Source organism: Acidovorax temperans (assembly GCF_006716905.1).
GTDB lineage: Bacteria > Pseudomonadota > Gammaproteobacteria > Burkholderiales > Burkholderiaceae_C > Acidovorax > Acidovorax temperans.
The window spans coordinates 280,535-305,759 of sequence record NZ_VFPV01000001.1 but is presented as its reverse complement, the minus strand read 5'-3'; the positions used below and the strand labels follow the sequence as shown (position 1 = coordinate 305,759).

27 protein-coding genes, 1 other RNA gene and 1 pseudogene are annotated in these 25,225 nt (G+C 61.5%); 19 read left to right on the top strand and 10 right to left on the bottom strand.

Translation table 11 applies throughout. The features are described from left to right. Nucleotides 1-9: 9 nt before the first annotated feature. The 3 genes from pheA to gyrA all read right to left on the bottom strand — a co-directional run bounded on the left by pheA (nucleotide 10) and on the right by gyrA (nucleotide 5,129). A complete protein-coding gene (gene pheA / locus BDD18_RS01435) occupies nucleotides 10-1,107 on the bottom strand; it encodes a prephenate dehydratase (RefSeq protein WP_066783848.1) in 1,098 nt (365 codons plus the stop codon). 24 nt (nucleotides 1,108-1,131) lie between these two features. After that, entirely contained in the window at nucleotides 1,132-2,241 is a 1,110-nt protein-coding gene (gene serC, locus BDD18_RS01430) for a 3-phosphoserine/phosphohydroxythreonine transaminase (protein ID WP_142080979.1), read from the bottom strand. A 221-nt stretch (nucleotides 2,242-2,462) separates the two neighbouring features. After that, nucleotides 2,463-5,129, bottom strand: a complete 2,667-nt coding sequence (gyrA, locus tag BDD18_RS01425) for a DNA gyrase subunit A (RefSeq protein ID WP_142080977.1) — start codon at nucleotides 5,127-5,129, stop codon at nucleotides 2,463-2,465. Between the two features lie 223 nt (nucleotides 5,130-5,352). Here gyrA and ompA point away from each other — a divergent pair, with 223 nt between their 5' ends. The 14 genes from ompA to BDD18_RS01355 all read left to right on the top strand — a co-directional run bounded on the left by ompA (nucleotide 5,353) and on the right by BDD18_RS01355 (nucleotide 17,819). Then, nucleotides 5,353-5,997: an outer membrane protein OmpA gene (ompA, locus tag BDD18_RS01420; RefSeq protein ID WP_142080975.1), complete on the top strand. Its 645-nt coding sequence runs from the start codon at nucleotides 5,353-5,355 to the stop codon at nucleotides 5,995-5,997. Nucleotides 5,998-6,100: 103 nt separating this feature from the next. Next, the gene (gene ubiG / locus BDD18_RS01415; RefSeq protein WP_142080973.1) at nucleotides 6,101-6,811 is read left to right on the top strand and encodes a bifunctional 2-polyprenyl-6-hydroxyphenol methylase/3-demethylubiquinol 3-O-methyltransferase UbiG; all 711 of its coding nucleotides are present in this window, start codon (nucleotides 6,101-6,103) and stop codon (nucleotides 6,809-6,811) included. Nucleotides 6,812-6,821: 10 nt separating this feature from the next. Beyond that, nucleotides 6,822-7,487, top strand: coding sequence for a phosphoglycolate phosphatase (gph, locus tag BDD18_RS01410; RefSeq protein WP_066690569.1), 666 nt, complete (start codon nucleotides 6,822-6,824; stop codon nucleotides 7,485-7,487). Nucleotides 7,488-7,499: 12 nt separating this feature from the next. Next, nucleotides 7,500-7,886: a transfer-messenger RNA gene (ssrA, locus tag BDD18_RS01405) on the top strand. Nucleotides 7,887-8,094: 208 nt separating this feature from the next. Continuing rightward, nucleotides 8,095-9,333, top strand: a complete 1,239-nt coding sequence (locus BDD18_RS01400) for a tyrosine-type recombinase/integrase (protein WP_142080972.1) — start codon at nucleotides 8,095-8,097, stop codon at nucleotides 9,331-9,333. 101 nt (nucleotides 9,334-9,434) lie between these two features. Then, complete coding sequence (locus BDD18_RS01395; RefSeq protein ID WP_142080970.1) at nucleotides 9,435-9,890, top strand: hypothetical protein; 456 nt, start codon at nucleotides 9,435-9,437, stop codon at nucleotides 9,888-9,890. 137 nt (nucleotides 9,891-10,027) lie between these two features. Continuing rightward, nucleotides 10,028-10,276 (top strand): helix-turn-helix transcriptional regulator, encoded by a 249-nt coding sequence (locus BDD18_RS01390; protein WP_142080968.1) that lies wholly within the window; start codon nucleotides 10,028-10,030, stop codon nucleotides 10,274-10,276. Between the two features lie 10 nt (nucleotides 10,277-10,286). After that, nucleotides 10,287-10,574: a hypothetical protein gene (locus BDD18_RS01385; RefSeq protein WP_142080966.1), complete on the top strand. Its 288-nt coding sequence runs from the start codon at nucleotides 10,287-10,289 to the stop codon at nucleotides 10,572-10,574. Further along, a complete protein-coding gene (locus tag BDD18_RS22360; protein WP_244938958.1) occupies nucleotides 10,571-10,822 on the top strand; it encodes a hypothetical protein in 252 nt (83 codons plus the stop codon). Before BDD18_RS01385 ends, BDD18_RS22360 begins: the two co-directional genes overlap by 4 nt. Next, nucleotides 10,819-13,284: a DUF3987 domain-containing protein gene (locus tag BDD18_RS01380; protein WP_244938957.1), complete on the top strand. Its 2,466-nt coding sequence runs from the start codon at nucleotides 10,819-10,821 to the stop codon at nucleotides 13,282-13,284. Before BDD18_RS22360 ends, BDD18_RS01380 begins: the two co-directional genes overlap by 4 nt. A 134-nt stretch (nucleotides 13,285-13,418) precedes the next feature. Then, nucleotides 13,419-13,997 carry a hypothetical protein gene (locus BDD18_RS01375; protein WP_142080963.1) on the top strand — a complete coding sequence of 193 codons (579 nt, stop codon included), beginning with the start codon at nucleotides 13,419-13,421 and terminating at the stop codon, nucleotides 13,995-13,997. A gap of 3 nt (nucleotides 13,998-14,000) precedes the next feature. After that, complete coding sequence (locus BDD18_RS01370) at nucleotides 14,001-14,639, top strand: hypothetical protein (RefSeq protein WP_142080961.1); 639 nt, start codon at nucleotides 14,001-14,003, stop codon at nucleotides 14,637-14,639. Nucleotides 14,640-14,856: 217 nt separating this feature from the next. Continuing rightward, nucleotides 14,857-16,188 carry an IS1380 family transposase gene (locus BDD18_RS01360; protein ID WP_103737289.1) on the top strand — a complete coding sequence of 444 codons (1,332 nt, stop codon included), beginning with the start codon at nucleotides 14,857-14,859 and terminating at the stop codon, nucleotides 16,186-16,188. Between the two features lie 299 nt (nucleotides 16,189-16,487). Then, on the top strand, nucleotides 16,488-17,819 hold the full coding sequence (locus tag BDD18_RS01355; protein ID WP_103737289.1) for an IS1380 family transposase: 1,332 nt from the start codon (nucleotides 16,488-16,490) through the stop codon (nucleotides 17,817-17,819). A 750-nt stretch (nucleotides 17,820-18,569) separates the two neighbouring features. Here BDD18_RS01355 and merR read toward each other — a convergent pair. Further along, nucleotides 18,570-18,977 carry an Hg(II)-responsive transcriptional regulator gene (gene merR / locus BDD18_RS01350; RefSeq protein WP_045785222.1) on the bottom strand — a complete coding sequence of 136 codons (408 nt, stop codon included), beginning with the start codon at nucleotides 18,975-18,977 and terminating at the stop codon, nucleotides 18,570-18,572. Nucleotides 18,978-19,019: 42 nt separating this feature from the next. Between merR and merT the strand changes: the two genes are divergently transcribed. From merT to BDD18_RS22355, 3 genes are read left to right on the top strand one after another with little or no spacing between them, the layout of a single operon-like run. Further along, entirely contained in the window at nucleotides 19,020-19,391 is a 372-nt protein-coding gene (gene merT, locus BDD18_RS01345; RefSeq protein WP_045785221.1) for a mercuric ion transporter MerT, read from the top strand. Between the two features lie 12 nt (nucleotides 19,392-19,403). Then, entirely contained in the window at nucleotides 19,404-19,688 is a 285-nt protein-coding gene (merP, locus tag BDD18_RS01340) for a mercury resistance system periplasmic binding protein MerP (RefSeq protein ID WP_045785220.1), read from the top strand. Continuing rightward, the gene (locus tag BDD18_RS22355; RefSeq protein WP_045785219.1) at nucleotides 19,685-19,906 is read left to right on the top strand and encodes a GDCCVxC domain-containing (seleno)protein; all 222 of its coding nucleotides are present in this window, start codon (nucleotides 19,685-19,687) and stop codon (nucleotides 19,904-19,906) included. The genes merP and BDD18_RS22355 overlap by 4 nt, the downstream gene beginning before the upstream one ends. Here the strand turns inward: BDD18_RS22355 and BDD18_RS01330 are convergent, their stop codons facing one another. The 3 genes and pseudogenes from BDD18_RS01330 to BDD18_RS01320 form a co-directional block, all read right to left on the bottom strand. Beyond that, nucleotides 19,907-20,383, bottom strand: coding sequence for a hypothetical protein (locus tag BDD18_RS01330; RefSeq protein ID WP_045785218.1), 477 nt, complete (start codon nucleotides 20,381-20,383; stop codon nucleotides 19,907-19,909). It abuts the gene before it with no gap. After that, on the bottom strand, nucleotides 20,380-20,751 hold the full coding sequence (locus tag BDD18_RS01325; protein ID WP_045785217.1) for a hypothetical protein: 372 nt from the start codon (nucleotides 20,749-20,751) through the stop codon (nucleotides 20,380-20,382). Before BDD18_RS01325 ends, BDD18_RS01330 begins: the two co-directional genes overlap by 4 nt. After that, nucleotides 20,751-21,188 (bottom strand): annotated as a pseudogene (locus tag BDD18_RS01320) (recombinase family protein); the annotation flags it as partial. The pseudogene BDD18_RS01320 and the gene BDD18_RS01325, both read right to left, overlap by 1 nt. Before the next feature lie 577 nt (nucleotides 21,189-21,765). On the opposite strand from BDD18_RS01320, the gene BDD18_RS01315 reads away from it, so the two are divergent. Next, complete coding sequence (locus BDD18_RS01315) at nucleotides 21,766-22,881, top strand: Fic family protein (protein WP_066690574.1); 1,116 nt, start codon at nucleotides 21,766-21,768, stop codon at nucleotides 22,879-22,881. 151 nt (nucleotides 22,882-23,032) lie between these two features. Here BDD18_RS01315 and BDD18_RS22240 read toward each other — a convergent pair whose 3' ends face one another. The 3 genes from BDD18_RS22240 to BDD18_RS01300 form a co-directional block, all read right to left on the bottom strand. After that, nucleotides 23,033-23,596 carry a MerR family transcriptional regulator gene (locus tag BDD18_RS22240; RefSeq protein ID WP_211360634.1) on the bottom strand — a complete coding sequence of 188 codons (564 nt, stop codon included), beginning with the start codon at nucleotides 23,594-23,596 and terminating at the stop codon, nucleotides 23,033-23,035. A 70-nt stretch (nucleotides 23,597-23,666) separates the two neighbouring features. After that, entirely contained in the window at nucleotides 23,667-24,038 is a 372-nt protein-coding gene (locus BDD18_RS01305; RefSeq protein ID WP_066690583.1) for a helix-turn-helix domain-containing protein, read from the bottom strand. An 18-nt stretch (nucleotides 24,039-24,056) separates the two neighbouring features. Next, nucleotides 24,057-24,359 carry a type II toxin-antitoxin system HigB family toxin gene (locus tag BDD18_RS01300; RefSeq protein WP_066690586.1) on the bottom strand — a complete coding sequence of 101 codons (303 nt, stop codon included), beginning with the start codon at nucleotides 24,357-24,359 and terminating at the stop codon, nucleotides 24,057-24,059. A 492-nt stretch (nucleotides 24,360-24,851) separates the two neighbouring features. Here BDD18_RS01300 and BDD18_RS01295 point away from each other — a divergent pair, with 492 nt between their 5' ends. Next, on the top strand, nucleotides 24,852-25,217 hold the full coding sequence (locus BDD18_RS01295) for a hypothetical protein (protein ID WP_066690589.1): 366 nt from the start codon (nucleotides 24,852-24,854) through the stop codon (nucleotides 25,215-25,217). Nucleotides 25,218-25,225 lie beyond the last annotated feature (8 nt).

Genomic DNA, 25,225 nt, shown 5'->3' with positions numbered 1-25,225 from the left:
CGACTCTCCTCACGCAGTGACCGGGTAGGTACCCAGCACTTTGTAGAAGGCGCACAGGCTGCGCAGTTCTTCCAGCGCCCGGCCTACATGGGGCTGTGCGGGATGCCCGTCCAGGTCGATGTAGAAATAGTATTCCCATTGACCGGTGCGCGCGGGGCGCGACTCAAACCGAGTCATGGATACCCCGTGGTTCTTCAGCGGCACCAGCAGGTCATGCACAGCTCCGGGCCGGTTGGGCACGGAAACAATCAGGCTGGTGCAATCTTTGCCGGAAGGTGGTGGGGTCTGCAGCGTGTGCGGCAGGCAAATGATGGCAAACCGTGTGCGGTTGTACGCATCGTCCTGGATGGCGTGCGACACGATGTGCAGGCCAAACTGACTGGCCGCCCGTTCGCTGGACAACGCGGCCCAGGCCGGATTGGTGGTGGCCAGGCGTGCGCCTTCTGCATTGCTGGAGACGGGGCGGCGCTCTGCATGCGGCAAGTGCTTGGAGAGCCATGCCTGGCATTGGGCCAAGGCCTGGGGGTGCGCCAACACCGCTTCGATGTTGTCCAGAGAATTGGTAGTGCGCAGCAGGTTGTGGCGCACCAGCAAGCTCACCTCGCCCACCACATGGGTGGGGGTGTGCAGGAACAAATCCAGTGAGCGGGTGACCACGCCTTCGGTGGAGTTTTCAACACCCACCACGCCGTACTGGGCGCTACCCGCGGCGGTGGCGTGAAAGACTTCGTCGAAGTTGGCGCAGTACATCAGGTCGGCCGCGCCGCCAAAGAACTCGATCGCTGCCTGCTCGCAGAAAGTGCCTTCCGGGCCCAGTACGGCTACACGCTGCGGCGATTCAAGCGCCAGGCAAGCCGACATGATTTCGCGCCAGATGGCTGCCACATGCGGGCCCTTGAGCGGGCCGGGATTGGCCGTGGTGATCTTTTCAATGACCTGGGCAACGCGATCAGGCCGGAAGAACGGCGTGCCTTCGCGTTTCTTGACCTCGCCCACCTGCTCGGCCACCAGCGCCCGCTGGTTCAGCAGCGAGAGCAGTTGCTGGTCGATGGTGTCGATCTGCACGCGCAGGCTGGCGAGATCAGGGGATGCTTGCGGAGTATTCATGGGTGGGGCGTGGGTGGCTGCCGCTCAGGCGTGCTTTTGTTCAAATTCTCGCATGTAGGTCACCAGCGCCTGAACGCCCTCCAAGGGCATGGCGTTGTAGAGGCTGGCACGCATACCGCCCACGGACTTGTGGCCCTTGAGTTGCAGCAGACCGCGTTCGCGGGCACCGGTCAGGAATGCCTCGTTGCGGCTTTCATCGCGCAGGAAGAACGGGATGTTCATGCGCGAGCGGCAGTTCACTGCCACTTTGTTCACGTAAAACTGGGAGTTGTCGATGGCGCTGTACAGCAACTCGGCCTTGGCAAGGTTGCGCTGCTCGATGGCGGCAATGCCCGTCAAACCACCTTCGCGCTGGCGCTTGAGCCACTGGAAGGTGAGGCCGGCCATGTAGATGCCCCAGGTGGGCGGTGTGTTGTACATCGACTGGTTGTCCGCAACGATCTTGTAATCGAACGCGCTGGGGCAGATCGGCAGGGCGTGCCCGAGCAGGTCTTCGCGCACTACGACCAGCGTCAGGCCGGCGGGGCCGAGGTTCTTTTGGGCGCCGCCGAACGCGACACCCACGCGCGACCAGTCCACACCGCGCGAGGCCACGTGGGAGGAGAAGTCGATGACCAACGGTGCATCGCTACCCAGGCTCTGGAGGTCCGGCAGTTCATGAAACTCCACCCCGTGGATGGTTTCATTGCTGCACAGGTGCACATAGCTGGCGCCCTTGCTCAGTTGCCACGTTGATGGCGCGGGCAGGGTGGTGAACCCTGACTCTTGTCCCGAGGCCGCAATGCGCGATTCCGATGCGTACTTGAGCGCTTCTTTTTGAGACTTTTGGCTCCAGCCGCCCGTCACCACAAAGTCCACCGTCGCTGCGCGCGAAAGATTCAGCGGAACGATGGCGTTTTCCGCCAAGCCACCACCTTGCATGAACAGGATCTTGAAATTGGCCGGCACCGCCAGCAGCTCGCGCAGGTCGGCTTCTGCCTGCTCGTAAATCGAGATGAATTCCTTGCCCCGGTGGCTCATCTCCATCACGCCCATACCGCTGCCGTGCCAGTCGAGCATTTCAGCAGCGGCTTGTTCAAGGACTTCGGCAGGGATGGCGGCCGGGCCGGCGGAGAAGTTGTAGGGGCGGTTCATCGGTTAATGATAAAAAGAGGCTCTTCTAGCGAATAGTAGTGATGGAAATCGCCGCACGTCTGTAAACGACGATTTCGACGTACGACATTTATCGAGTGCATCACTAGCATTCGCTAGAAGAGCCTAAAAAGAGCTTCCAGCGCTTGCTGAGTAAGCGGCAGAAGCTCTGATTTTGATAGCAAGTGCAGCCAAGGCTCAAAGCCGTGGCTGCGGCTTGGCGGTCAAGCCTCAGGCGTTGTGCGGCCTTCGCTGGCGTTACCGCCTTCAGATTCATCACCAGCCTCTGTGGCTGAATCCGGAGCGTTGGCATCGTTTTCCACAATGCGCTGCAGGCCGCTGAGCTTGGAGCCTTCGTCCAGTGCAATCAGCGTCACGCCCTGCGTGGCGCGGCCCAGTTCGCGGATCTCGCTCACACGGGTGCGCACCAGCACGCCCTTGTCGGTGATCAGCATGATCTCGTCTTCAGCATGCACCAGCGTGGCGGCAACGACCTTGCCATTGCGCTCGCTTTGCTGGATGGCGATCATGCCCTTGGTGCCACGGCCGTGGCGCGTGTATTCGACGATGCTGGTGCGTTTGCCATAGCCGTTTTCGGTGGCGGTGAGCACGCTTTGGCTTTCGTCTTCGGCCACCAGCATGGCGATCACGCTCTGGCCTTCTTCCAGCATCATGCCGCGCACACCGCGCGCCGCACGGCCCAGCGGACGCACATCGTTTTCGTCAAAGCGCACGGCCTTGCCGCCGTCGCTGAACAGCATCACGTCATGTTTGCCATCGGTGAGGGCCGCGCCGATCAGGTAGTCGCCGTCATCCAGGTTCACGGCAATGATGCCGCCCTTGCGCGGGTTGCTGAACTCGTCCAGCGCCGTTTTCTTGACTGTGCCCATGCTTGTCGCCATGAACACGAAGCGGTCGGCTGGGAAGCTGCGCATGTCGCCGGTGAGCGGCAGCACCACGTTGATCTTCTCGCCGTCCTGCAGGGGGAACATGTTGACGATGGGGCGGCCACGCGATCCGCGCGAGCCCGCTGGCACTTCCCACACCTTGAGCCAGTACAGGCGGCCGCGATTGGAAAAGCACAGGATGTAGTCGTGCGTGTTGGCGATGAAGAGCTGGTCGATCCAGTCGTCTTCTTTCGTAGCCGTAGCCTGCTTGCCGCGGCCGCCACGCTTTTGGGCGCGGTATTCGGACAGCGGCTGGCTCTTGATGTAGCCGGTGTGGCTGAGCGTCACCACCATGTCGGTGGGGGTGATCAGGTCTTCGGTGGAGAGGTCCTGTGCACTGTATTCAACGATCGAGCGGCGTGCGCCCAGCTTGTGCTGGCCGAACTCCTGCTTGATGGAAGTGAGCTCTTCGCCAATGATGGTCGAGACACGCTCGGGCTTGGCCAGGATGTCCAGCAGGTCTTCGATGACCGCCATGACTTCCTTGTACTCGGCCACGATCTTGTCTTGCTCCAGGCCCGTGAGGCGCTGCAGGCGCATCTGCAGGATTTCCTGGGCCTGCGTTTCAGACAGTCGGTACAGGCCGTCCTGGCCCATGCCGAATTCTTTTTCCAGGCCTTCAGGGCGGTAGTCGTCGGCGTTGATCACGCCGCCATCGGCGCGCGTGCGGGTCAGCATCTCGCGCACCAGTTTGCTGTCCCAAGAGCGGGTCATCAGCTCAGCCTTGGCCACTGGGGGGGTTGGGGCGTTGCGGATGATGGCAATGAAATCGTCAATGTTGGCCAATGCCACGGCCAAGCCTTCGAGTACGTGCCCGCGATCACGGGCTTTGCGCAGCTCGAACACCGTGCGGCGTGTCACCACTTCGCGGCGGTGCTGCAGGAAGACGCTGATCAGGTCCTTGAGGTTGCACAGGCGGGGTTGGCCGTCAATCAGCGCCACCATGTTCATGCCGAATGTGTCCTGCAGCTGCGTCTGCTTGTACAGGTTGTTCAGCACCACCTCGGGCACTTCGCCGCGCTTGAGTTCGATCACCAGGCGCATGCCGGATTTGTCCGACTCGTCCTGGATGTGGCTGATGCCTTCGATTTTCTTCTCGTGCACCAGCTCGGCCATGCGCTCCTGCAGGGTCTTCTTGTTGACCTGGTAGGGCAGCTCGTCCACGATGATCGCCTGGCGCTGGCCGCGGTCGATGTCCTCGAAGTGGCACTTGGCGCGCATCACCACCTTGCCGCGGCCGGTGCGATAGCCATCCTTCACACCATTGATGCCGTAGATGATCCCGGCCGTGGGGAAGTCAGGCGCGGGAATGATCTCCATCAGCTCATCAATGGAAGCATCCGGGTTGCGCAGCATGTGCAGGCAGGCATCCACCACTTCGTTCAGGTTGTGCGGTGGAATATTGGTGGCCATGCCCACCGCAATGCCTGCGGAGCCATTGACCAGCAGGTTGGGCAGCTTGCTGGGCAATACCAGCGGCTCTTTTTCGCTGCCGTCGTAGTTGGGGCCGAAATCGACCGTTTCCTTGTCGATGTCGCCCAGCATTTCGTGAGCAATTTTTGCCAGGCGGATTTCGGTGTACCGCATGGCAGCGGCGTTGTCGCCGTCCACCGAGCCGAAGTTGCCCTGACCGTCCACCAGCATGTGACGCAATGAGAAGTCTTGCGCCATCCGCACGATGGTGTCGTACACCGCCGAGTCTCCGTGGGGGTGGTACTTACCAATCACGTCGCCAACGATACGGGCCGACTTTTTATAGGGTCGATTCCAATCGTTGTTGAGTTCGTGCATTGCGTAAAGCACGCGCCGGTGCACCGGCTTCAAGCCGTCTCGTGCGTCAGGCAAGGCCCGGCCTACGATCACGCTCATCGCGTAATCGAGGTAACTGCGCCGCATTTCTTCTTCAAGACTGATCGGCAGGGTTTCTTTGGCAAACTGGGTCATTTGGACGGCGGAGGCAGCAAAGGAGAGCCATTTTAGGCTTAGATGCTTGTAGCGCCCGAGCAACATATGAGGGCTATTGCGGTTTTGTCCTACGGTGCCTTATGAAGTAGAGCCGCTTTTCGCCTGTTACGTATGGCACAATCGTTTCAACGTTTTTGGTGGTGGTCACCCTAAGCGTCCTGATTCGCAGCGCGGCTGCGGCTTTTTCCCCAAGAGGAGAACCATGAAGAAACTGAACAAAGTGGCGATGTTGTTTGCCTCTGCAGCGCTCGCAACCGCCGCTGGCGCACAAACTGTAGACAACTGGAAGAACGGTTCCGGCGATCTGGTCTGGAAGAACGGCACCAACGAACTGTGCTGGCGCGATGCCAACTGGACGCCTGCTACTGCAGCTCCTGGCTGCGACGGCGCTATCGCTGCCAAGGCAGCAGCTCCTGCCGCCGCACCCGCGGCAGCTCCTGCAGCTCCCGCCGCAGCAGCTCCTGCCGTAGCAGCTCCCGCTGTTGCCGCTCAAAAGGTTACCTACGCTGCTGACGCATTCTTCGACTTCGACAAGTCTGTCCTGAAGGCAGAAGGCAAGGCCAAGTTGGACGATCTGGTCTCCAAGGTCAAGGGTATCAACCTGGAAGTGATCATCGCTGTGGGTCACACTGACTCCGTGGGTTCCGATGCTTACAACCAAAAGCTGTCTGTGCGTCGTTCCGAAGCTGTGAAGGCTTACTTGGTGTCCAAGGGCATCGAAAAGAACCGCGTGTACACCGAAGGCAAGGGCGAAAAGCAACCTGTGGCTGACAACAAGACTGCCGAAGGCCGCGCCAAGAACCGTCGCGTGGAAATCGAAGTGGTCGGCACCCGTGCTACCAAGTAATCTCTGATTACTCCAAAAAAAGCCCCGGTGACGGGGCTTTTTTTATGTCCAGATGATTTGTACATCCTCGATAGGGCATAGGTCCTTGGGGGAAAATGGCGATATGACTGAAGCACTCAACGCAGACCCTGCAGAATTGGCCAAGTTCTCAGACTTGGCCCACCACTGGTGGGACCCAGAGAGCGAATTCAAGCCTCTGCACCAAATCAATCCTCTTCGCTTGGACTGGATTCACGCCCTTGCTGACCTGAACCAGAAACGAGTTCTGGACGTTGGCTGTGGGGGCGGGATATTGGCAGACTCCATGGCGCGCAAAGGAGCAAATGTCACCGGGATTGACCTGGCATCCAAGTCACTTAGGGTTGCGCAGTTACATGCCTTGGAAACAGGCACTCCGAATATTCAATACCGGGAAATCAGTGTCGAGGCGCTCGCGCAAGAGCAGCCCGCCAGCTTTGATGTGGTGACTTGCATGGAAATGCTGGAGCATGTTCCAGATCCCGGCTCTGTGGTGCGGGCTTGCGCTGAATTGGTGAAACCCGACGGATGGGTGTTTTTCTCGACTTTGCACCGCAGTGCCAAGGCTTTCATGCTTGCTATCGTGGGGGCGGAATATGTTCTCAACATGCTGCCCCGCGGCACCCACGAATATGCCAAGATGATTCGACCCAGTGAGTTGGCCGCTAGCTGCCGTGAGGCTGGGTTGGACCTGGTTGGCATAAAAGGGATGGAATACAACCCGATCACGAAGCGGTATGCCCTGACTACAGACACCAGCATCAACTATATGCTGGCAGCACGCAAGTTTTCCTGAAATCCACGCTATGTTCAAAAACGTTGCGGCCGTCCTGTTTGACTTGGATGGAACCTTGGTGGACAGCGCGCCCGATCTTGGGGCTGCGGCTGACAAGATGCGAACGGATCGAGGCTTGACGTCTTATTCCTTGGATCACTACCGGCCCATGGCTGGCGCTGGGGCGCGGGGCATGTTGTACAAGGCGTTTGATATGACGCCCGAGCACCCCGACTTTCCCGCCATGCGTGAAGAGTTCTTCGTCAATTATGAGAACCGGTTGACCGAGTTGACCTCGGTATTCGACGGTGTGGAGCATTTGTTGCAATCTCTTCAGGCCCGAGGTTTGCCTTGGGGCATCGTTACCAACAAATCTGCCCGCTTTACTGATCCGCTGGTGCGGGCCACTGCGCTGTTTGCATCCGCTGGTGTGGTGATCAGTGGTGACACGACACCCCACGCCAAACCGCATCCGGCTCCGCTACTGGAAGCGGCTAGGCGCCTGGGAGTGGAGCCTATCCGCTGTGTCTACGTCGGTGATGATGAGAGAGACATCGTGGCAGGGCATGCTGCGGGCATGTCTACTGTGAGCGCAACATACGGCTACTTGGGTGCGCATTCCGATGTTTCCAGCTGGAATGCGCATGCTTCAATTAATTCTCCAGTCGAGCTCTTGCAATGGATCGCTGTGGCCTAAAATAGGACGCATGGGGCTGTCCTGGTTTCGACGTGGGTTCGGAATCGGTGTGGTGCATGTCGAGCTTGAGTCACGCTCGTAAATCTCGATTTAAAAAACTAACTGCAAACGACGAACGTTTCGCACTCGCTGCTTAATTGCCAGTGAGCCTTGCAACAGTTGGCCGATGGGCTGGGCAAGGGGGTTCTGAGCAATCAGTGCCTCCCGGCTGCAAGGATAATTACATGGGCTGGCCTTGATCCGGGTACCTTGGGTCGAGGTAAGAAAATAGGGTGCTGGCTGTGGGTGTAGCGTGCGACTGCGCGATATTCATGGCGAGATTTAAAACAGACCGCTAAACATGTAGATCTGCTCGATGAAGGCTGACGGACGCGGGTTCAATTCCCGCCAGCTCCACCATCCACCAAAACAAAGGCCGCCAAGGAACACCACCTGGCGGCCTTTTTCATTGGTAAATCAAGAGCTTACACAGCAGGGATAGACAGGGGCAACCATTGACAGCCAAACCGTGAGCGGGGAACATATCGGGGAACAAAACCTGTTTTACCCCGGTAGGCGGGGAACAACTGCCCTGCCAAGAGCGGGGAACACCCCCAGGAAACGCCCCATGCTGACCGACGCCCAGTGCCGAAATGCCACCTGCCCACCCGACAAGAAAAGGGAGCGCCTGACCGACGGCGCGGGGCTGTACCTGGAAATCAGTCCGGCGGGTTCCAAGCGCTGGTTCCAGAAAATTTACCGGGAAGGCAAGGAAACACGGCTGGCGCTGGGCAGCTACCCGGCTGTAGGGCTGACTGCGGCGCGGCGGGCGCGGGATGCTGCCAAGTTGCAAAAAGCCGAGGGACAAGACCCCATTCAAGCGCGCAAGGTGGAAAAGCTCAAAGCAATGAACCCGGCAGGCGACAGCTTCAAAGTGGTGGCCCTGGAGTGGTACGAAAAGCAGGAACCCCAATGGAGCGAAGCCCATGCAGTGCGGGCAAAGCGCCAGTTTGAGCGTGACCTGTTCCCGTGGCTGGGGGATCGGCGGCTGGCCGATATCGAACCCGTGGAGCTGCTGGCAACGCTGCGCAAGATCGAGGAACGCGGCGCTGTAGAGACTGCCGACCGTGGCCTGATGCTGGCGCGGCAAGTGTGGCGCTACGGGGTAGCCACGGGCAGAGTGAACCGGGACATTACCGGCGACCTGAAAGGCGCACTGGCCCCCTACCGGGGAACTCACTTCGCTGCTATCACCGACCCCGAGCGGCTGGGCGAGTTGCTGCGCGCCATCAAGGGCTACAAGGGCGGCCCTGTAGTGCGGGCAGCGCTGCGGCTGGCCCCCCTACTGTTCCAGCGCCCCGGCGAACTGCGCGGCGCGAGCTGGGCAGAAATCGACCTGGAGGCAGCGCTGTGGACGATCCCCGCTGCGCGCATGAAGCGCACCAAGGACGGCAAGGAAAACGGACAGCCTCACCTTGTCCCCCTGCCCACCCAGGCCGTGCAGATTCTGGAAGTCTTGAAGCCCTACACCGAATCAACCGGGCTGGTGTTCCCCGGCGAGCGCCAGCGCAGCAAGCCTATATCTGAAAACTCAGTGCGCACGGCGCTGATATCCATGGGCTACACACCCGACATTCAGACCTGGCACGGGTTCAGGGCGACGGCACGCACCATGCTGGCCGAACGGCTGGAATGCGACCCGCTGGTGATCGAGGCGCAATTGGCCCATGCCGTGCGCGATGCCAACGGACGCGCCTACAACCGCACCACCTACCTGAAGCAGCGCCAGACGATGATGCAGCGCTGGGCGGACTACCTGGACAAGCTGGCCGCTGGTGCTGACGTGGTGCAACTCAAGCGGGCATAGACAACAGTTTGACGCCACGCCTTACCCGACGGGGGACAACCGGGACACCCTGAACCGGCGGCGCTGGCCTTTCTTTTCAGGTGAGCGAGAAAGGGGACGCGATGGAAGAGCCGATGGACATAGCGGTTTCGGTTTGGCGCTTCAAGAATGACCCAGAATTTCGGGAGCGAACAAAAGCGCTTGCGGGCGTTGCTGTGTCATTCCACAAGCAGCAGGCGTTATACCTTTTGGAGCTTTGCCAAGGGAGTGACCCTTCTGATTTTTACGAAGAAATCCAGACATTCCAACCGTCCTCATATGTGATTGCAGAGCTTGTTGCACTGGCGAAAAGAAGCCAAGCAAAGGATGCGGGGCGTGTTGGCGCTGCTGGCCGTCACACTGAGAACCGCGCCATCAAGCAAGATGTTTTCGCATGGCTGGATGCCAATCCGCCCAAGCCCAGGGGCAAGTCTGCGGCAGCAACTGCAATTGCCGGGAAGGTTGCGCCCGTGGTTTTTACTACTGCCCTGAAGTGGGTGAACGAGTGGGAAAAACTACACTCTACCGGCACACCGTAGGCCCTGCGGGCAGGCTGTAGGTTCTACCGGCAGACCCTGCACTGTACCGGCTGACAGGCTTCAAATAGCAAGCCCCAAAAAACAAACTGCCATCCATCGCAACACCGGCAACCAATGCCGTGAAAGGATGGGCAGCAATGGCACTTTGGAGAATCGACGCCTGCAAGGCTGAAACAGGCGACCGCAGCAACACCAGCATCTACAACGCAATCCGGGCGGGGCTTTTCACACGGCCAGTAGCCATTGGGCAGCGTGCAAAGGCATGGCCTGACTACGAGGTGAAGGCCATCACCCGTGCCCGCATTGCAGGCCAGTCCGACGATGAAATCCGCGAACTGGTGAACCGCCTGCATGCCAAGCGGGTAGATCAACTGGCGACGGTTTGAAGGGGCGACCATGACCACGCCCCAAACCCTTCTCGCACTGGCGCAAGCCGCCATTCACTACGCCCAGGCCGTGGCCCACACCCAGCACTGCAAAGAGCTGCTGCGCGGCGGGTACATCGCCTGGCGCAATTCCACCGGTCACCAGCACACCGACCTTGCGCGGGGCGATGCCAACTGGAAAGCCATGATGGCCGCAACGGCTGGCGAATACCAGCACCTGCGCAATGCCAAAAGCCGCGAGCGACGTTCACAGCAAAAACTGCTGGCGCTGGCAAAGCAGTGGGAGGGCGTGCAATGACACCAAAGAAAACGCCCGACCCCACCAAAGCAGAATCGAGCGCGCCGAACACCGCGCAGTCTATCGCTACCGGCAAGGATTTTCACGCCCTGCGCAGTGCCTTTGCCCAGCAAGGCCACCACCTGCACAGCGTCACGTCCAAGGACGGCGCAACCACCTATTGGGCCGAGCGCTGGGGGCTGGTGCGCTACCTGCCCAGCCTGCACGATGCCGCGCTGTTCCTGGCGCAGATTGGGGGGCGGCTGTGATCGCATCCGAACAATTCCAACAAGCCATTGCAGGTGCTGGCCTGCCCGTGCCCGAGGTGATCCACGGCGACGGCACGCTGTACCGATTCAGCACCAACGGCAAGCGCATGGATCAATCGGGCTGGTATGTCTTGCACGACGATGGCGACGTTCCGGCGGGCGCTTTTGGCTGCTGGCGCAGCGGTCTATCTCAGACCTGGTGCAGCAAGGACACCCAGGCAATGACCCAGGCCGAGCGCAGCGCCCACCAGCAGCGCATGCAGGCCATTGCCCAGCAGCGCGAAGCCGACAAGGCCCAGCGCCAGCACGATGCAGCGACGGCGGCGGCGCAGCGCTGGGAAGCTGCTGAACCTGCCCCAGCAGATCATCCGTATCTGGCAAAAAAGGGCGTGCATGCCCACGGAACAAGGGTTGAGTCGGATGGTTTTCTGATCGTCCCCATGCGCGACACAAACGGCAAGCTGTGGAACATCGAGCGCATCAACCCAGCGAACTTCAAGGACAAGAAGGGATTGCTTGGAGGACGGCGCACCGGCCTGTATTACTCGATTGGCAAGCCCAAGGGCGTGCTGATCGTATGCGAGGGTTTCGCTACGGGCGCATCTATCCATGAGGCTACCGGCGATGCCGTTGCCGTGGCTTTCAACGCTGGCAATCTACGGGAAGTGGCCCAGGCACTGCACAGCAAGTACCCCAGGCTGCGCTTGATCCTGGCAGCGGACGATGATGCGTTTACCGACGGCAATCCGGGTATCACCAAGGCCACCGAGGCGGCAAAGGCCGTAGGTGGCTACCTCACAAAACCTCACTTTTCCGGCGAGCGTAACGACAAGGAAACCGACTTCAACGACTTGCACCAGCAGGCCGGATTGGACGCTGTGAAGGCATGTATTGAAGCGGCTGCGCCCGTGGCGCAAGAGCCTGCATTCCCGCCATTGGAGGGTGCGGGCGACGGCGGCGCATGGCCTGACCCCACGCCCCTGCCCGACGCCCTGCCACCCGTGGCCCCGTTTGATGCCGAGCTGTTGCCCCACGCGCTGCGCGGCTGGATCGTGGACATTGCCGAGCGCATGCAGTGCCCGCCGGATTTTCCGGCTGTAGGTGTCATCACGGCGCTGTCTGGCCTGATCGGTGCGCGTGCCGTGGTGGCGCCCAAGCAGCACGATGATTGGCGCGTAGTGCCCAACCTGTGGGGGCTGATCGTGGGCCGCCCAGGCGTGATGAAGTCCCCGGCGCTGGGTGAAGTCCTGAAGCCGCTGCACCGGCTGGAATCGACCGAGCGCGAGCAATGGCAGGCCGCGCATGAAGCATGGGAACTCGACACCAAGGTGGCCGAACTGGCAGGCAAGGCGAACGAGAAGCAAGCAGCGGCTGTTGCGGCAAAAGACCCCGATAAGGCACGGGCGCTGCTGGCCCCCACCGAACAGCCCACCGAGCCGACGATGCGGCGCTACGTGGTCAACGACAGCACGGTGGAGGCACTGGCCGACCTGTTGGTAGAAAACCCATGGGGCCTGCTGGTATACCGCGATGAAGTCCACGGCCTGCTGTGCAGCATGGATCGGCAGGGGCAGGAAGGCGCACGCGGTTTCTACCTGACAGGCTACGACGGCAATCAAGGCCATGCGGTGGATCGGATCGGGCGCGGGCACAGCTATGTGCCCCGTGTCTGCATGGCGATGCTGGGCGGCATTCAACCGGGCAAGGTGCAGAGCTATGTGCGCGAAGCCGTGAACGGCGGCGCGGGCGACGATGGCCTGTTGCAGCGCTTTGGCCTGGCGGTATGGCCCGACATTCAGCAGGAATTCAAGCTGGTAGATCGGTGGCCCGACACACCGGCGAAGCAAGCGGCATGGGCCGTGTTCGAGCGCCTGAATGGACTGCTGCCAGCCACCGACGATGATCCCCAGGAATGGCGATTCAGTCCCGAGGCGCAGGCCATTTTTTATGAATGGCTGATCCCGTTCGAGACCGGCATCCGGGGGGATGATTTGCATCCGGCGCTGGTGTCGCACCTTGCCAAGTGGCGCAAGCTGATTCCGGCGTTGGCGCTGATCTTTGCATTGGTGGACACACCCGACACCAACGGCGTGATCCATGAGGGCGAGTTGATCCGGGCACTGGCGTGGGCCGAGTACCTGCGCACCCATGCCGAGCGGCTGTATGCGGCGGCACTGATCCCGGAGACCACGGGGGCGCATGCGCTGCTGGTGAAGATCAAGGGCGGCAAGCTGTGCGACGGCGACGGGGTGCTGTGGGAGTCGTTCACACCCCGGCTGGTAGCCGTCAAAAGCTGGGCCGGATTGAATTCAGTGGACAGCGTGCGCAAGGCGGCGGAACTGCTGGCCGATTACGGCTGGCTGGCACGGGAGACCGTTCCATCGGGCGACACCATGGGCAGGGGCAGGCCCAGCGACCGCTACATGATCCATCCGGCGCTGCTGGCAGGGGGGCAAGCATGAGCACCTGGCTTGCACGGCTGAAAAATCTAAAAGCCCCCAGCACCCACACTACAAAAACTACGGAAACCCCAAGGGAGGGTTTTTGTAGTTTTCGTAGCCTACCCGCCGGGGAGTTTCAGAAATTCGACGGGGCTGTGGCGAACCCCGAAACCCCGGCTGCGAACGCACCCACCACCGACCCCGACCGCTGGGCCTGGCCGCACAGCAGCGCCATGAACGGGCAGGAACTCGACACCTTCATGGCGCGGCAGGCCCTGTTCTGCCAGCGTGGTGCAGCGCCCCAAGATGCCGAGCGCCTGGCCGACAGTCTGGTGAACCGGGATCGTGACGACGACGACCGGCGGCTGTGCCTGGAGTGCCGACACCTGCACGGTGCTGGCCCCTACCGCTGCGGCAATGCACGGGCGGCTGGCGTGCATGCTGACCTGGCCCGTGGCCTGGTGCTGATATTGCAGCGCTGCCATGGGTATGACGATGCACGCTTGCCCATGGGGGTGATGGTTGACGCGGCACCACCGACAGCAGCGCCAGCGACCGAACCACCCCGCACGCCATCCGGCCCATCCTGGCGGGAACTGGATCGCGCCTATCTGGCGCACCACCAGCAATGCAGTGTCTGCCAGTGTGCAGGCCGGGGCTACGGGCAGCGCTGCGCTACGGGCTTTGAGCTTTGGGCGGCGTACAGCAACATGAATTCAGACTTGAAGGAATAAACCATGGCAACCACCAAAAACACCAAGGGCAAGGACAAGACCCCGCCTGATCCCAATGCATTGCGGGTTGAAGTGCAGCCGGATGACAACCGTTCCGAAAAGCTGGCCGCGATGGCAACCGCTGGCGCATTCACTGCGGCAACGATGCACACCTACACAGACGCAGGCGAAGCGCTGGGAGTGACGGAGCTATTGGCCGCCATGCGCAAGGCCGGGGACGAGACCGTGGCCGGAGACATGGGCCGGTTTGAGCGCGTACTGACGAACCAGTTTCTGACCCTGGACGCGCTGTTCAACAACCTGGCGCAACGCTCAGGGCGGCAGGAATCTTTCAAGGGCATTGAGGTGCTGATGCGGCTGGCCCTGAAGGCGCAGTCCCAGGCACGCGCAACGGCGGAGACCCTGGCACTGATGAAGAACCCCATGCCCTACATCCGGCAAGCCAACATTGCCCATGGCCCCCAGCAGGTCAACAACGGCACTCCCACGAGCGCGGGGAAAAATCAAAGTCCACCAAACGAACTATTGGAGCACCAGCATGGCAACACCCTGGACATTGGAGCGACGGCAACGGCAGGCCGAGCTGATCCGGCAATGGCAACCGTGGAAGCAAAGCACCGGCCCACGAACACCCGAGGGTAAGGCCGCGTCATCACGCAACGCCTGGCAGGGCGGGCACCGGGCGCAACTGCGGGAGCTGACCCAGGCGCTGAATGCCGAGCTGGCAGAGATGCGACGGATTAACAAGCTGGCGCGGGGCTAACCCGGATATTTCACCGTAGTAGAGCCACAAACGAGGACGGCATTGCCCTTGTGTGCCCGAAAATCCAGGTGTCGAATCTTGATCAACGAGCGGGCAATGCCGAAGCCAAACTGTACCGAAGAAATTGACGTTGGGAGCATGGACTTTGGCCGGTTGGGCCGGCGCGTGGTGCAGGGGTGTTTTGACGGCGGCAGCATGACCAGCGATGGTGGCGTGATGCTGCTTGGCCAGGTCGATCGCAAGCTGGGCTTGATGGATGCGGCGGCGCGCTGCATCGCCGATCCGCGCAATCCGCTACTGATCACGCACGACGTGCGCGACATGTTGCGCCAGCGGGTGTACGGCCTGGCGCTGGGCTGGGAAGACCTCAACGACCACGGTGCTCTGCGCTGTGACGTGGCTGTGCAGACGGCTGTTGGCGTGGACCACGAGATTGCCAGCGCGCCTACGCTTTGCCGACTGGAGAAATGGGCCGACCGTGCCACGGCGTGGCGGCTGCACGAGGTGTTGGTCAATCAGTTCATCGCCAGCTTCGAGAGCGCGCCCGAAGAGTTGGTGCTGGACTTTGATGCCACCGACAACCCGTTGCACGGCCAGCAGGAGGCACGCTTCTTCCATGGTTACTACGACAGCTACTGCTACCTGCCCCTGTACGTGTTCTGCGGCCAGCAACTGCTGTGCGCCTACTTGCGGCCCAGCAACATCGATGCGGCGCAGCACGCTGGGGCTATCCTCAAGCTGCTGGTGCGCCGACTGCGCCAGAGTTGGCCGCAGGTGCGCATCGTGTTTCGGGCCGACTCCGGGTTCTGCCGCCAACGCATCCTGAACTGGTGCGAGCGCGCCGGCGTGCACTACATCGTGGGTCTGGCGCGCAATGCACGGCTGCAGGCGCGCGTGGCGTTTGCCGAACTCTCAATGAAAGACGAATACGAGCGCAGCGGGGCCAAACAGCGCATGGTCGATGAATTCGACTACGCCGCACAGAGCTGGCCGCACGAGCGGCGCGTGATCACGCGGCTTGAATGGGGCGCGCAAGGCTGCAACCCGCGCTTCATCGTGACAAACCTTGCCGGTGATCCCCAGGCGCTGTACGACGGCGTGTACTGCCAGCGCGGCGAGGCGGAGAACCGGATCAAGGAAGCGCAGGTAGGGCTGTTCGCCACGCGCACGAGCTGCCATGTGCTGCGCTCCAACCAACTGCGCATGCTGCTGGCCGCGCTGGGCTACGTGCTGGTAGAGAGGCTGCGCGCGTTGGCGTTGCAGGGCACAGAGCTGGCCACGGCGCAGATCGACACGCTGCGCATGAAGCTGCTCAAGGTGGCGGCAGTGGTGACGCGCAACACGCGGCGCATCCGCCTGTACCTGGCCTCCAACTGGCCCAGTGCGCAGACCTTCGCGCACGCCATGAGCCAGCTGCGCTCACCCTGAACACACCAGCAGCGCCTGGCCGGCGCGATGAAACAAAAACGGCCCGCAACCCAAGCCGGGGTGGGGGTCAGTGCGACCGCATTGCGCATGCCAACCATCACACCCATGGCTGCGGCCAACATCGTGGCCTTGCTCGCTCAAATCCGCGCCGCGATGCCCCGCTGCGCAGGCCGTTGCCTACATGCGTGAAATATCCGGGCTAACCCGGATATTTCACCGTAGTAGAGCCACAAACGAGGACGGCATTGCCCTTGTGTGCCCGAAAATCCAGGTGTCGAATCTTGATCAACGAGCGGGCAATGCCGAAGCCAAACTGTACCGAAGAAATTGACGTTGGGAGCATGGACTTTGGCCGGTTGGGCCGGCGCGTGGTGCAGGGGTGTTTTGACGGCGGCAGCATGACCAGCGATGGTGGCGTGATGCTGCTTGGCCAGGTCGATCGCAAGCTGGGCTTGATGGATGCGGCGGCGCGCTGCATCGCCGATCCGCGCAATCCGCTACTGATCACGCACGACGTGCGCGACATGTTGCGCCAGCGGGTGTACGGCCTGGCGCTGGGCTGGGAAGACCTCAACGACCACGGTGCTCTGCGCTGTGACGTGGCTGTGCAGACGGCTGTTGGCGTGGACCACGAGATTGCCAGCGCGCCTACGCTTTGCCGACTGGAGAAATGGGCCGACCGTGCCACGGCGTGGCGGCTGCACGAGGTGTTGGTCAATCAGTTCATCGCCAGCTTCGAGAGCGCGCCCGAAGAGTTGGTGCTGGACTTTGATGCCACCGACAACCCGTTGCACGGCCAGCAGGAGGCACGCTTCTTCCATGGTTACTACGACAGCTACTGCTACCTGCCCCTGTACGTGTTCTGCGGCCAGCAACTGCTGTGCGCCTACTTGCGGCCCAGCAACATCGATGCGGCGCAGCACGCTGGGGCTATCCTCAAGCTGCTGGTGCGCCGACTGCGCCAGAGTTGGCCGCAGGTGCGCATCGTGTTTCGGGCCGACTCCGGGTTCTGCCGCCAACGCATCCTGAACTGGTGCGAGCGCGCCGGCGTGCACTACATCGTGGGTCTGGCGCGCAATGCACGGCTGCAGGCGCGCGTGGCGTTTGCCGAACTCTCAATGAAAGACGAATACGAGCGCAGCGGGGCCAAACAGCGCATGGTCGATGAATTCGACTACGCCGCACAGAGCTGGCCGCACGAGCGGCGCGTGATCACGCGGCTTGAATGGGGCGCGCAAGGCTGCAACCCGCGCTTCATCGTGACAAACCTTGCCGGTGATCCCCAGGCGCTGTACGACGGCGTGTACTGCCAGCGCGGCGAGGCGGAGAACCGGATCAAGGAAGCGCAGGTAGGGCTGTTCGCCACGCGCACGAGCTGCCATGTGCTGCGCTCCAACCAACTGCGCATGCTGCTGGCCGCGCTGGGCTACGTGCTGGTAGAGAGGCTGCGCGCGTTGGCGTTGCAGGGCACAGAGCTGGCCACGGCGCAGATCGACACGCTGCGCATGAAGCTGCTCAAGGTGGCGGCAGTGGTGACGCGCAACACGCGGCGCATCCGCCTGTACCTGGCCTCCAACTGGCCCAGTGCGCAGACCTTCGCGCACGCCATGAGCCAGCTGCGCTCACCCTGAACACACCAGCAGCGCCTGGCCGGCGCGATGAAACAAAAACGGCCCGCAACCCAAGCCGGGGTGGGGGTCAGTGCGACCGCATTGCGCATGCCAACCATCACACCCATGGCTGCGGCCAACATCGTGGCCTTGCTCGCTCAAATCCGCGCCGCGATGCCCCGCTGCGCAGGCCGTTGCCTACATGCGTGAAATATCCGGGCTAATCGCGGGCGGGGGAGTTTTCCGAACAGTACGCACGCGCGCGCGAGGATCAAAAACATGGCGCGGGGCTGGGGGGCACAGAGTCGGGAAAATGCAACAGAGAGTAGAAAATATGCAACGAAGGATGAGCAGGTTTTGATGGCACAGGTTGGCCCCAGAAATCGGGGTATCACGACCGGCACCGGGGAACAAATCGGGGAACAAATTTCAAAACTGCATTGGCAAAGTCATTGAAAATCAATCACTTACGGCGTTCATTCAGTAGACGCCAGCCCATTTACTCAAAGCCCAACCCTTATCGGTTGGGCTTTTTTCTGCCCGAAACGCCATTGTTGGCGCGGTTCCGGACACCTGCCTCTTGAGCGCGCCCTTGCCGGGCCGCCGACTTTCGGCCTCGACATCGCCGGTTTTCTCTCTCCGTTCTCTGTTGGCCTCTTGACCGTCCAAGTGCCCAAGTCCACTGTTTTCGCGGGTTTGAGAGCAGGCGGTTGCGGTTTTCGTCTGCTCAGGAGACGGCGACCGAGAACGCAGAGCAACCGGCCTGGATGTTCACGCCGCCTGCAACGCCGCGATCAGCGGACACTGCACCTGCCCGCTCGTCGCGCAGCAGCGCTCGACAAGCCCCTGCAGCGCACCCTCAATCCTTTGCAGATCGGCAAGCCGGGCGCGCACGTCTGCTAGTTTGTGCTCTGCCTGCTCGCGAGCCTCGGTGCAATGCGACCCATCCTCGAGCTTGAGCAAATCCCCGATCTCGTCGAGGCTGAAGCCTAGGCGCTGAGCGGACTTGATGAAGCGCACGCGCCCCCGATCCGTCTCGCCATAGCGGCGGATGCCGCCCAGCGGGCGGTCGGGCTCCTGCATCAAACCCTTGCGCTGGTAGAAGCGGATCGTTTCGACGTTGACCCCGGCGGCCTCGGCCAGCACACCGATGGTCAGGGTTTCGGGTAGTTCGTTCATGGCGCTTGACTCCGTACTTAAGTACGGAAGTAAGCTTACGCCATGAATGCAGATTCCCCAACCGAACCTCGACCCAGCGGTGGGCGTGGTGCGCTGTTGACCGGCGGTCTGGCGGCCATCCTCGCGTCCACCTGCTGTCTCGGCCCATTGGTGCTGATCACGCTGGGTGTCTCCGGCGCGTGGATCAGTAACCTGACTCTGCTCGAACCGTATCAACCCTACTTCATCGGTGCGGCGCTCGTGGCACTGTTTTTCGCGTACAGGCGCATCTGGCGCCCCGTTGCAGCCTGTGAGCCTGGGCAGGTCTGCGCGCTGCCGCAGGTCAACCGCAGCTACAAGGCCTTGTTCTGGATCGTGGTGGCGCTGGTTATCGCTGCACTCGCATTCCCGCTGATCGCGCCCTGGTTCTACTGAAAGGAAACTGCCATGAAAAAACTCGTCGCCCTGGCCGCGTTGGCAGCGATGACCTCGCCCCTCTGGGCTGCCACCCAGAGCGTCACGCTGTCCGTGCCGGGCATGAACTGCGCCACCTGCCCGATCACGGTCAAGAAAGCGCTGACGAAGGTCTCCGGCGTCAGCAAGATCGACGTGAACCTGGATCGACGCGAGGCCAGGGTGACATTCGATGATGCGAAGGCGAATGTCGAGGCCCTCACACGCGCCACCAAGGACGCGGGTTATCCCTCGACCGTGGTGGGAGCCGCCAAGTGACGGTGGTGATCCTGGAATCGACGCTGACCTGTCCCGAGTGCGGCCACGCCAAGGCCGAGACGATGCCCACGGACGCCTGCCAGTGGTTCTACGAGTGCGAGCAGTGTCACTCCGTGCTCAAGCCCAAGCCGGGTGACTGCTGCGTGTATTGCTCCTACGGCACAGTGCCTTGTCCGCCGATACAGGAGCGTGGCAAGGACCGTTGCTGCGGCAGCTGATCACGCTAGGCGCAGTCGTTCACGCTGCTCGTCCCACCGTTGGGGAATGGCACGACGGCTGACGCTTTCCAGTGTCACGCCCGCAGCCGCGCCGATTGCGCAGGCTTCAACGATGCTGGGTGCCAACTGCGCCAATCGGGCGATCCGGCTGGCACGACCCAGATCGAGACCTTCAGCTTCGGCGATCTCAGTGATCGATGCGAAGCGTCCTTCGTCCATCAGCCTTTGCCAGTGGTGCGCGAGGCCGAGCGCGCGCATCAAAGGCGTGTCCTGCGCGGCCGCCTTCATCAATCGCTCGCGGCGGGCCTCGTCCAGGAATTCCTGCGGCGCGTCCAAGGGCGTGATGACCTGCTTCTTCAGCCCCCGCTTCACCAGCGTCCAGGGCACGAAGGTTTCCAGTTGCACGCCGCCTGCCGGGTTCGGCAGTTGATAGGTGACCGGATCACCCTTGAACCGGCCCCGGTGCTTCTTGCTCATGCGTCCTCCTCAAAGCGCTTCACGATCTGGCGTTGCGCCTCCCAATCCACCGGCAGCGGGTTGCGCTGGAACCAGATCAGGTTCATCCGGCGGGGCTGCCGCCCGGCCATCAGCAGTTCGAGGATGTCGGGCGCGAGCAGGGTCAGGCGCATCAGCTCGTTGGGCACCGAGGGGTGCAGTCCTTCGGCCCGGGCAATGTCTGACCCACTCTTCATCACGCCGGTGTCCACGAGGTGCTGCCAGTAGAAACCGCGTGCCACCCCCTCCAGCAGCGTCACATCGTGAACGTGGCGGTCGTCGGCGGCCACCCGCCGCGCGCCCCGGCGGCGAAACGTCAGGGGCACGAAGGTTTCCAGTGTGTCGTCCATCAGGCCTCAACCTCCACCAGCTCCGCGCCGATGCCCCTCGGGGCGAACTCACCGATCAGGGCGTCCCAGCCCAGTTCCCGCCACTTCACCTTGATGCCCTGCACCTCGCCAACGTGGACGAGGTCGATGCGCTCGATCATCAGGTTGGCGATGCGGTGACGCTCGACCGGGAACAACTGATCCCACACGTCGTTGAGCCGTCCCATCGCCATCACCGTGGTGGCCTCGTCGATCTGACCGCCGTTGCGCTGGATGTGGCGTACCACCGATGCGATGGATTCCGGGCTGGTCAGCACCGTGCGGATCTGAGCCACCACTGCAGCCTCAATCTCCGGCGCAGGTAAGCGCTCGTAGCTCTTGCCGGGTGCTCCGAACCGGCTTTCCGACTTGGACACGTAGTAGTGGTACTTGCGCCCGTTCTTGCGCGAGTAGGTGTGACGCAGTAGGTTGCCCCAGAGGTCGAGGGCCTGTAATTGCGCCGCAGTGGCTTTGTGGTGTGGTCTGGTTGTCTTGCCCAGCGACAGGTGGGACCGTTTTCGAGACTCGGGTTGTACTGGGGGCGACGAGTTCATCGCGTACAGGGGGGGGCGGCATGCTCCGACTGACCTCGGTATGCATGCCCCTTCCGTGTGCACATTTCAGTTTTCTGACGTCGGGCGGTTTTAGCAATCAACGCCAACTGACTCAGCACGTGCACCTCCTTGGGTGTGGGAGGGAGGCTGTCGCTGGTGGAATGCTCACGTTGACTGTTCCGTCCGAACACGCCAGCCATTTGCAGCGTTTGATGGACATGTGTTGTGAACGGTTGGCCGCACCAGGCGCAGATCTTGGTGGGCATCAAATTTCTCCATACGAAAATTCGTATGGAACCCAGTGGCCAACACCTCTCAGGCGACTGGACCTGATGAATAAGCGATTCGGTGCACCCAGGCGTGCGGCGAATGGGTGTTTATTCGCCGCATTTAATGTGCAGAATGTATTGCCTATGCGGCGAATTGGGCGTGTAATCTCCGCATGAATGACGGAGAAAAACTCTACATCTGGCAGGCAGACGTTTGGCCGCAGTGGCGCTACGACCTGGCGGCGCTCGCCGGTCCATTGACAGACGTCAGCCGTTCTCAGGGATTGTTGCTCGGGCGATTGGCGGATGTGGGGATGGCGTTGCGGGACCAGGCCAGTCTGGCGGCGTTGACCGAAGACGTGGTCAAGACCAGCGAGATCGAAGGCGAAGTCCTCAACGTGCAATCGGTGCGATCTTCCATCGCCCGCCGCATGGGCGTGGATATCGGCGCAGTGGCGCCTGTGGACCGGCATGTGGAGGGGGTGGTGGAGATGGTGCTGGATGCGACCACCCGTGCCACCGACCCTCTGACGGCCGAGCGCTTGTTTGGCTGGCACGCCGCTTTGTTTCCCACCGGCTACTCCGGTATGACCCGGATTGAGGTGGGACAGTGGCGAACCGATGCCGAGGGGCCCATGCAAGTGGTGTCAGGGCATATGGGGCGGCGCAAGGTGCACTTTCAGGCCCCGCCTGCGCAGGCGCTGGCCGCCGAGATCGACCGCTTTCTGGCCTGGGCCAATGCCGAGACGGGGGAGCCTATGCTGATCAAAGCGGGGTTGGCGCATCTCTGGTTCGTGACTCTCCATCCGTTTGACGATGGCAACGGACGCATCGCCCGCGCCGTGGGCGACCTGTTCCTGGCCCGAGCTGATGGCAGCCCGCAGCGCTTTTACAGCCTGTCGGCCCAAATCCAGCGGGAGCGCAAGGACTACTACGAAGTGCTCGAGCGAACCCAGAAAGGCTCGCTCGACGTGACAGGCTGGCTGTCTTGGTTCCTGGGCACCCTGGGCCGCGCGGTAGCCAGTTCTCAGACCACCCTGGACGCGGTGTTGGTCAAGGCGCGTTTCTGGCAACGCTGGGCGGGTCAGCCGCTGAATGAACGCCAGGTGAAATTGCTCAACCGTCTGCTCGACGGTTTCGACGGCAAGTTGACCAGCAGCAAATGGGCGGCGATCGCCAAGTGCTCGCCCGATACTGCGCTGCGCGACATCACGCAGCTGTTGGATCTTGGGGTGCTACAGAAAACACCGGGTGGGGGCCGCAGTACGGGTTACGAGTTGGCGGGGTGATTTGGCCAAATCGTTGAATCCACGCCCTCAAGGCCAAGGCGTTACCATCTGGCTCGGATTGCGGACGCGGGTTCGGTTCCGTGTTCCACCGTCAAGGGACAAATGGCCGAAACGGTGGACTTTGGGCCAAAACCGGGGACATTTGTTCGGACTACGAAGTGGAATCGAACTGTTCTCTGTCCAGTTCCCGGGCGAGTTCATGCCATAGTGGCACGCGCGATGGCGGTGCAGGCTCTGGCTCCGTATCTGGTTGTCGGGGTGCTTTGGGCTCCGGCGGCCGACCGACAGTGCTGTGGTTTTGCTCCCATTCCCAGAGGGCTTGCAGCGAGAAGCGGATGCTGCCAACCAAGGCCAGATGTGGAACCTGCTTCCTGGCACGGTATTCCGGGGTTGTGAACCAGTGTTTGGGCAGTCCGGTCGCCTCAATCACATCCTGGGCCGTGACGTAGAACGCCCCGGCATCTTCTTCCGTTTCAGGCTGTTCCTGCGGCCGAGTCACGACTTTGGGCACGCGTTCACCGTCACCAAGAATCGCTGACCAGTGCTGCGCGCTCTGTCGCTCGAAGCCGAGGATGTCGGCTTCGTGGTAACGGACATACTGGAACAATTTGTGCCAGGTGGGCCCTTCGTTGTCAGAACGCCAGCGTCGCAAGGTTTTCAGGCTGATCTTCCAGCGGGCGGCAAGCTGCCTTTCGGTCATCACGGGGTAATGCATCTTCTTCTCCAAGACTGATGCCCCCATGACAACGCTGTTCCTTGTAGAAGCCAAGCTCAGTGTTCGATGATTACCCTGCGGCCGTCTCCGCAATCAGCACGTCGGCCGGGATGCCCAGGCTCTTGTGCAGCCTGCGGATCATGGCCAGCGTCAACGGGCGCTTGCGGCTCAGGACTTCGTAGACGCGGTTGCTTTTGCCAATCATCGGCTCGAGATCTTTAACGGACAGACCGCTTTGATCCATCCGGAATTTGATGGCTTCTACTGGATCAGGCGCAGTGATGGGCACGTGCTTGGCCTCGTAGGCTTGCACCAGCGTGGCGAGGATATCCAGGCGATCCCCCTCCGGCGTGCCCAGATCAGGGTCGGACTCCATCAAGGCCGAAATCTCTTTAAGCGTGGCCTTGTAGTCTGTTTCGGTGTGGATAGGGCGGATGTCCATGTTTTCCTCCGTGGCCGGTCAGGCCATTCCAACGGTTTCTGCGTCCACTGCGTCGTACTCCTTGTGGGTGCCGACGAACTTCACGTAGACGATCTGCAACTTGTACGCAACGGCCACGATCAGCCGGTAATCATTGCCTTTGATGTTGAAGACCACGCGACGGTTCTTCAGCACGCTGGCGCTGCGGTACAGCGCCTTGATGTCTGCGGGCTGAGTCCAGGTCGCATTCGTTGCTTCCTCATACCAAGCCTTCAGCGGCTGCTCGGCGTCGGGATGGCGCTCCCAGAAGGCTCGAAGGGTGGACACAGCAATCACTCGCATTGGTCGGAGTTTAGTCCCATTTTGGGACTATTGCAACGGCAGGCTGGCCCAACAGGGGGTTCCCACGATGCAAAACGGCCATTTGATAGAGGCGAGCACCCTCAAGATCAGTGCTTTTCTAAAGAACCTCATATGCGGGCGCGGGTTCGGTTCCGTATTCCGCCACCAAATTGAAGGGCTCGGATACTCTCCGGGCCCTTTTTCTTGCCCGAAATCCCCGCGCCACGCGGGGTTCCGGCCACCTGTGCTGCGGGTGACCACCGGCCGAAACGCCCGAAATCGGCCACTTTCTCGGCCAGAGCTGTCTCTGTTCTCCGTTTGGCCTGCGGGTAGGCGCAGATGGTGGTCTTGCAAAATCAACAACTTACGCGTGGCGGTTCACCGTCAACCATGACCACCGGTCAGGCATCGAACACAGTCAGAGCATCTCCCGCAGCACCCCCAGCCGGTGGTCAGCGAGTGAATCGGACCCTTGAAGCGAAAATGTCGACGATGACCAACAAGACGAAAATCGCCGCCGATCTGCAGTCTGCGTTGTCTGGGCAGAGCCCACTGAGCATCGATCTGTATGTGGAAGTTCTGGCCGAGTACGAGGACGAACTCAAAGCCTCGCTGGACAAGGACGCCGATGACGCCCTGCTGTGTATGCTGGCCGACGACGGTGACGTGGCGATGATGGTCATCGACTGGGATGGCAGCATCTACCGGAATGAAAACGCGTTGAAAAAGCTGCAGGCCATGTGGCGGCACAGCTTTGAGATCAATGTGCAGACCCTCCTGCCCATCCTCAGTGACCACATCAGCCAGAAAAACCTGGGGGTGGCAGGTATCAAGTGGCTGCCCGCATCCAGCGATTGAAGCGGGCT